We start from the raw sequence: 6771 nt of genomic DNA on the forward strand, positions 1-6771 counted from the left end.
GCCCGGCACCCGCGACCCGGCGCTCGGCCAGTTGCGCGCGCGTGCACACGGGTCCCTGCAGCCGGTCTGCGCGACGCGGGCCGGCCCTCGAACGGGCTCGGGCGGACCCGCCGCCCCGCCACCCTCTCCGGCGCCGACGCCGGCGCCGAAACCGGGCATCGACTGCCGGGCGGCGGGTCCGCCCGAGCCTGTTCGAGGGCCGGCCGGCGGCGCGACGCGGGCGGGTTTCGGCGGCGCGCAGACCGGCAGCAGGGACCCGTGTGCAAGCTCGCGCAACTGGCCGATCGCCTCGTCGAGGTTGCCGGCCGGCAGCCCGGCCGAAACCTGGGTCCGCTCCGCGGGCCGCAGGTCCGCGAGCCGCATCAGTGCGCAGTCCAGTGGGGTGTCGGCCTGCCCGTAGCTGATCTGAGAGAGCTCGCCGCGCTCGTTGACGCACCCCAGCTGATAGGGCTGCTGAAGACGGACGCCGAGAAACGACCCCTGGATACCGCGCATGATCGCGACGTGATCCTGGTGGGCGCCGACGTAGTAGTAACCGCGAATGATCCGATAGCCCAGGCCGATTCCGGCAAGGGCGAGCAGCAGGACCAGAGCCGCCGCGATCAGCGGCCGCCGGCGCGACCTCACCGGCGGTGGCTCGGGCTCGGGTTCGACCCGCTTGACCGCCGGCGGGCGCACCGCGATCGCCGCGGCGCGGCCGGCCGCGGTGTTGGGTGTGGTGATGCGGTGTTCGTCGTCGCCGGAGACCGCGCCGGCGATGATCGGCTGGGTCTGGCCGGCGTAGTCGTGGTCGATGACGTCGGCGACCACGACCGTGACGTTGTCCGGTCCCCCGCCGCGCAGGGCGAGTTCGATGAGCCGGTCGGCGCTGTCGGCGACATCGGGGATCTTCAGCGCTTCCAGGATGGTCTCCTGACTGACCGGGTCGGACAGCCCGTCGGAGCACAGCAGGTAGCGGTCGCCCTCGCGGGCCTCCCGCATGATCAGCGTCGGTTCGACCTCCTGGCCGGTCAGCGCGCGCATGATCAGCGAGCGCTGCGGGTGGGTGTGCGCCTCCTCGGCGGTGATCCGGCCCTCGTCGACGAGTGTCTGCACGAAGGTGTCGTCCTTGGTGAACAGGGGCAGTTCGCCGTCGCGCAGCAGTTAGCAGCGGCAGTCGCCGCTGTGGACCAGGCCGAGCCGGTCGCCGGCGAACAGGATCGCGGTCAGTGTCGTGCCCATGCCGTCGAGGTCGGGATGCTGCTCCACCTGGTCGGCGATCGCCGAATTGCCCTCGTGCACAGCGTCTTCGAGCTTGCCGAGTAGGTCCCCGCCGGGCTCGTCGTCATCCAGGTGCGCCAGCGCGGCGATCACCAGCTGAGAGGCCACCTCACCGGCGGCGTGGCCGCCCATGCCGTCGGCCAGCGCCAGCAGCCGGGCACCCGCGTAGACCGAGTCCTCGTTGTTGGCGCGCACCAGACCGCGGTCGCTGCGGGCGGCATAGCGAAGGGCCAGGGTCACGGGCGCAGCTCGATTACCGTCTTGCCGATGTGCACCGGCGTGCCGATCGGAACCCGCACCGCCGTAGTCACTTTCGAGCGATCCAGATAGGTTCCGTTGGTGGAGCCGAGGTCCTCGACGAACCAATCCGGGCCGCGGGGCGACAGCCGGGCGTGCCGGGTCGAGGCGTAGTCATCGGTGAGCACCAGGGTGGAATCGTCGGCACGGCCGATCAACACCGGCTGGGCGCCCAGGTTGATGCGGGTTCCGGCCAGGGCGCCCTCGGTCACCACCAGATAGCGGGCGGCGGTCTTGCCGGGCCGCGCCGCGGCCCCGCCGCGCAGAGCCAGCCCGCGCCGGACCATCACCACCCCGGTCGGGGCGTAGATGTCGGTGCGCAGGATGCGCAGCACCGACCAGATGAACAGCCAGAGCAGCAGCAGGAAGCCGACGCGCGTCAGCTGCAGCACTAATCCCTGCATGCGGCGGCCCTCCGTCCTCCTGTCGTGGTCGCAGCCTGGTTGACCGCGAAGATGCGGGCCGACTTCGGCAACGTCACAGGATACTTCGGCGTCCGGTCCGGCGAGGGCCGAAGCAGTCAGCCCCGCCGGTTCGGCGCCGGCTCAGTGGACGCGGACGACGATCTCGGAGTGGCCCACCCGGATGACGTCGCCGTCGGCCAGCTGCCACTCCTGCACCGGGGCGTTGTTGACCGTCGTGCCGTTGGTGGAATTGAGGTCCTGCAGCAGGGCCACCTGGCCGTCCCAGCGGATCTCCAGGTGCCGGCGCGACACCCCGGTGTCGGGCAGCCGGAACTGCGCGTCCTGGCCGCGGCCGATCACATTGGCGCCCTCGCGCAGCTGGTAGGTCCGGCCGCTGCCGTCATCGAGCTGCAGCGTCACCGCATGTCCCGCCGCCGCCGGGTAGTCGGCCTGGCCGGGCGCCGGGTAACCCCCGTACTCGGGCTGGCCGTAGTCGCCGGCCGGGGCGGGCTGGCCGTAGTCGTACTCGGCGGCCGGCGCCGGGGGCGGGTAGCCGCCCTGCTCGTAGCGGCCGTACTCGGGCTGGCCGTAGTCGGGCCGCGGGTATCCGCCGTAGCCCGGCTGCTGGTAGGGGTCGGGGTAGCCGGGCCTCGGCTGCTCGTAGCCCGCGGGCGCCGGGCGGCCGTAGTAGTCGGCAGGCGGGGGCGGATAGCCGCCGCCCTGGGGCGGCCCGTAGTACGGGGCGCCGTACCCCTGCGGGGCCGGCGGACGGTAGCCCGCGTCGTAGGGCGAGCCGTAACCGGCGGGTGGGCGCTGCTCGTAACCCTGCGCGTACGGATCGGGGTAGCCGCCCTGGTCCGGGTAGGCCGGTCGCGGCGGGTAGCCGCCCTGGGCGTAGGGGTCGGGGTAGCCGCCCTGCTCCGGCGGATACGGGGGGCGCTGCTCCGGGGCGCCGCCGCGCGGCTCCTCCTGACCGCGCCCGTACTGCTCGGGGTAGTAGTCCTCGCCGGGGCGACCCTGGCCGCGGTAGCTGGGGTTGTCGGTCATCGCTGGCACTCCTGGTTCTGCGGTGGACGCGTTCTGTGATTCTGCTGGGCGGGGTGCCGGAGCAGACGGGCGGGGGTCGGCATCGGGGTTGACGGCCGCACGGGTGCGGTATTGCCCGGTGTGCAGGGCGTCGCCCCGCTCGAACCGGACCACCACCGCACCGTAGGTCTGCCAGCCCTGGTCGCGGATGTAGCCGTCGAGGTGGGAGGCGAACGCATCCGGGGTCAGATCCCGGTCGGCGCTCACCTTCTGGTAGTCGGAATCCCCGAGGGTGATGACGTATTCATTGGGGGCGAGGAACCGATCCCCGGGCAGGGTGCGCACGCCGTCGGCGGCCTCTCGGCGCAGCAGCGACTCGACTTCCTGGGGCACGATCGAGCCACCGAACACGCGGGCGAACGCATCACCGACGCCGTCCTCCAGCATGCGCTCGATGCGTTGAACCAGACCTCTCTGGTTAGCCATCTCGACCGCTTACCTCGATTCCCCCGATCTGTTGTCCCCCGATCTGTTGGCCGAGGCCGTCTCCCGCCCCCCGACCATGGTATCGGCAGGGGGTGCCGATCGGGCCGTAGGCGACCGGCAGCACTTGTATCGACGCAGTTCAGGGGCCTGCGCCACGCGTCGGGGCGGCTGCCGGCGCCGTTGGGAACCCGCCGGTCAGCGTGATAGGCTCCCGGGGCGTTTCGGGCGAGTGGCGGAATGGCAGACGCGCTGGCTTCAGGTGCCAGTGTCCTTCGGGACGTGGGGGTTCAAGTCCCCCTTCGCCCACTGCGAGCGCTGAAGGCCACGGTCTCGTAAGAGGCCGTGGCCTTCGTTTTCCGTATGTTCGTCCGGTGCTGCGCCGGGGGCGGGCGCGGTTTCCGAATTCGGCCGGCCGCCGGCCGGATCGCTTTGCTAGCCCGGCGCCGTTTCCGATACCTTGCAGGGGCACTGGGAATCTCGTCGGCACCGGACCGGCGGGGTCCTCGACATGTTGAGGGGGCACCATGACCGCTACCGCGAGGCCCTGCCTGGCGGCCGTCGTGGCGCTGCTGGGCGCCGGCGCCATCGCGGTCAGCCCGGCCGCCCCGGTCGCCGAGCAGGTCTCCAGCCGCGCCTACTCGCTGGCGGCCGCGTCGGCCGGCCCGGGGAACGTGCCTGCCAATCTGCTGAACATGGTGCTGAGCGTGCCGGCCTGGGAGACCCAGGCCATGAACCGGTTTGCCGCGGCGATGACCGCCACCGGCAGCTGGCAGGTGTGGGGCCCGACCAACGTCGTCGGCTTCGACGAGCTGGATCCGCCCAAGCTCAGGGCGCTGATCGACATGATGGTGCCGATCAAGCCGCTCTCGACGGCGATCGGCGAGCAGGTCGGCTGGTGGGCGACGGCCAACCTGCCGATGAACCCCGGCTGCGCCGCCCAGCCGGGAGCCTGTCCCGACCGGGGAGCCTTCCTGGCCACGGCGATGAAGGTGCCGATGGCGACCCTCCACAGCGGCTATCAGTTCCCCGCGGTCACCAACCCGTTCACCGGCGAGCCCACCTCGTGGTCCGGTCAGTACGTCAAGCTGGACCGCGGGGCGGTCTCCTCGGCGCTGCGGAACTACCTGACCGCGCCGCCGACCGGGGTCGAGACGGTCTCCCCCGGCGAGTTCGCCGCCGCCGTGGGAGCGGTGGGCAGGTCGGTGCGCAAGGCGTTCTACCCGTTCGTCCAGGACAGCGAGTGGTTCAACGAAGCTCAGATCGGCGCGGCCCCGCTGTTCCGCCGGCTCGCCCCCGCCCTGTGTCCGTCCTGCAATCCCGACAAGCCCTACGACAACCCGTGGCTCTACGAGAACTACCCGCCGAAGGTCCGGGCCGCGTCGGCGGCGCCGGCGGCCGCCAAGGGTCCCGACGGTGTCCTCGCCACCGAGGCTGCCGCTCCCCGTCCGGCAGCCAAGACCCGGGCCGCCCGCGGCAGAGCGCAGCGGACAGCGGCCGGACCCGAGTCGGCGGACCGGCCGGCGGCGGCCCGGCGGATTCCGGCCAAGCACCGCTAGCGGACCGGGCGGAGTGCACTGATATGGCGGAGCTGCCCAAGCTGCAGCGCTACCGGGACCGAGCGCCGGACGTCGACTTCGTGCCCGACCCGAGGATCGTCGTCCCCGGCGCTCAGGAGTTGGCCCTGATGGAGGCCGACCGGATTCGCAGCGGGAAGTTCACCGGCTGACCGGTGAATCGGAGGAGGGTCGATGAGATACGGACTGAGCGCGCTGTTCGTTTGCGCCGCAACCCTTCTGGCGGGTATCAGCCCGACGGCGACGCAACCCCGGCTGACCGCCAGCGCGATGATGATGGGCGGCGCGGGCCAGATTCTGAGCATCCCGCCCAAGACCCCGGAATTCATGCGCGGCTTCGTCGAGGACGTCGACACCAGAATCGTGGGACCCTCCGGCCTGTGCACCGGAGGCGATCCGGGCTGCGCCCCTGTGGTCGTCTATTTTCCCGCTAAGGTCGGCTTCCCCCCGGGTCCCGGCACGACGGACTTCGACGAAGCGGTGGAGGAGGGCCGGGCCAACCTCGATGCGTGCCTGCGGGGACTCGATTGCCGGGCCACGTCGGCGCCGTTCACCGAAACCAAGCTGCAGCGGTTCTCGGACAGTTCCTATGTGGTCGAGGGCATTTCGCAGAGCGCGGTCGTGGCCAGCCGGGAGAAGAACCATCTCATCGCCAATCCGGTCAGCGGACGATCGGTCAGCTTCATCCTGGTCTACAACCTCAATCGCCCCAACGGCGGACTGTTCGAGCGATTCGCCGGCGCCTACGTTCCGGGGCTGGGCATCACCTTCAGCGGCGCCACTCCGACGAACTCGCCCAGATCCGACCCGATGCCCACCATCGACATCGCGCGCCAGTACGACGGCTGGACGGACTTCCCCACCAATCCGGCCAACCTGCTCGCGGACCTCAACGCGGTCTTCGGCATCGCGCTGGTCCACAACACCCCCCTCGCAACCGCAGACCCACCGCTGCTCCAGGGCTACTACCAGGACAGCACCTACTATCTGAGGCCGAGCCCGACGCTCCCGCTGCTGCTTCCGCTGGCAGCGATCCCCGGCATCGGCCGGCCGCTGGCCTTGAGCCTCGACCCGCCGCTGCGGGTGCTGGTCGAGGCCGGTTATGACCGGACGGTCAATCCCGGGAAGCCGACCCCGGCCCAATGGCGATATCGCACGGACGTCGCCAAGACCGCGGCCAATCTGCTCCGGGCGATCCCCACCGGGTGGGACGACGCGATCGCCTACACGACCAAGAACTCCGCCAACCGGCCGTTCCGCACCGAGCCCCAGGGCGTCTACGGCGTCGGGGGTCCACCGGTGTACGCCGGCGCTGTCGACGCGTACGGACCGGTTCCCGCGCAGGCGGGTCCTCGTGCGGATCCGCCCCCGGCATCGGCGCGTGCCGCCCGTCGTCCCGGGCTGCCGGATCGCGCGCGCGCGATCACTGCCCGGTCCCGCGCCGGGGCCGCCGCGGCCTCGGGTCCGCGCAGGGTTGCGCCTCACCCGGTGAAGATGGCCACCGCCCGGGTCCAGCCCGCCGACGCGGCGTGAACCTTGACCGGGAAGCAGGCCACCTCGAATCCGTTCGCAGGCAGTGATTCGAGGTTGTGCAGTTTCTCGATATGGCAGTAGCCGATGGTCCGGCCGGCGCGATGGCCCTCCCAGATGATCGACGCGTCATGGCTTTTCGCGTAGCGCTGCGCGGTGTAGCTGAACGGGGCGTCCCAGCTCCAGGCGTCGGT

General features: G+C 71.4%; 5 protein-coding genes, 1 tRNA gene and 2 pseudogenes. 4 read left to right on the top strand and 4 right to left on the bottom strand.

The genetic code is table 11. The features are described from left to right. The 3 genes and pseudogenes from ACKOQ4_RS00140 to ACKOQ4_RS00150 all read right to left on the bottom strand — a co-directional run. Positions 1–1500 (bottom strand): annotated as a pseudogene (locus tag ACKOQ4_RS00140) (PP2C family protein-serine/threonine phosphatase); the annotation flags it as partial. After that, entirely contained in the window at positions 1497–1961 is a 465-nt protein-coding gene (locus ACKOQ4_RS00145) for an FHA domain-containing protein FhaB/FipA (protein ID WP_526287602.1), read from the bottom strand. The gene ACKOQ4_RS00145 and the pseudogene ACKOQ4_RS00140, both read right to left, overlap by 4 nt. Before the next feature lie 141 nt (positions 1962–2102). Further along, entirely contained in the window at positions 2103–3473 is a 1371-nt protein-coding gene (locus tag ACKOQ4_RS00150; RefSeq protein ID WP_526287604.1) for an FHA domain-containing protein, read from the bottom strand. A gap of 223 nt (positions 3474–3696) precedes the next feature. Here ACKOQ4_RS00150 and ACKOQ4_RS00155 point away from each other — a divergent pair. The 4 genes from ACKOQ4_RS00155 (at position 3697) to ACKOQ4_RS00170 (ending at position 6580) form a co-directional block, all read left to right on the top strand. Continuing rightward, positions 3697–3779: transfer RNA gene (locus ACKOQ4_RS00155), tRNA-Leu, on the top strand. Between the two features lie 218 nt (positions 3780–3997). Beyond that, on the top strand, positions 3998–5029 hold the full coding sequence (locus ACKOQ4_RS00160; RefSeq protein ID WP_526287606.1) for a hypothetical protein: 1032 nt from the start codon (positions 3998–4000) through the stop codon (positions 5027–5029). Positions 5030–5052: 23 nt separating this feature from the next. Continuing rightward, the gene (locus tag ACKOQ4_RS00165; protein WP_526287608.1) at positions 5053–5199 is read left to right on the top strand and encodes a hypothetical protein; all 147 of its coding nucleotides are present in this window, start codon (positions 5053–5055) and stop codon (positions 5197–5199) included. A 22-nt stretch (positions 5200–5221) separates the two neighbouring features. Further along, positions 5222–6580: a PE-PPE domain-containing protein gene (locus ACKOQ4_RS00170; protein ID WP_526287610.1), complete on the top strand. Its 1359-nt coding sequence runs from the start codon at positions 5222–5224 to the stop codon at positions 6578–6580. Here ACKOQ4_RS00170 and ACKOQ4_RS00175 read toward each other — a convergent pair. Next, positions 6529–6771: pseudogene (locus ACKOQ4_RS00175) on the bottom strand (cyclase family protein); the annotation flags it as partial. The gene ACKOQ4_RS00170 and the pseudogene ACKOQ4_RS00175 overlap by 52 nt on opposite strands.

Source organism: Mycobacterium sp., assembly GCF_046095365.1.
Classification (GTDB): Bacteria; Actinomycetota; Actinomycetes; order Mycobacteriales; family Mycobacteriaceae; genus Mycobacterium.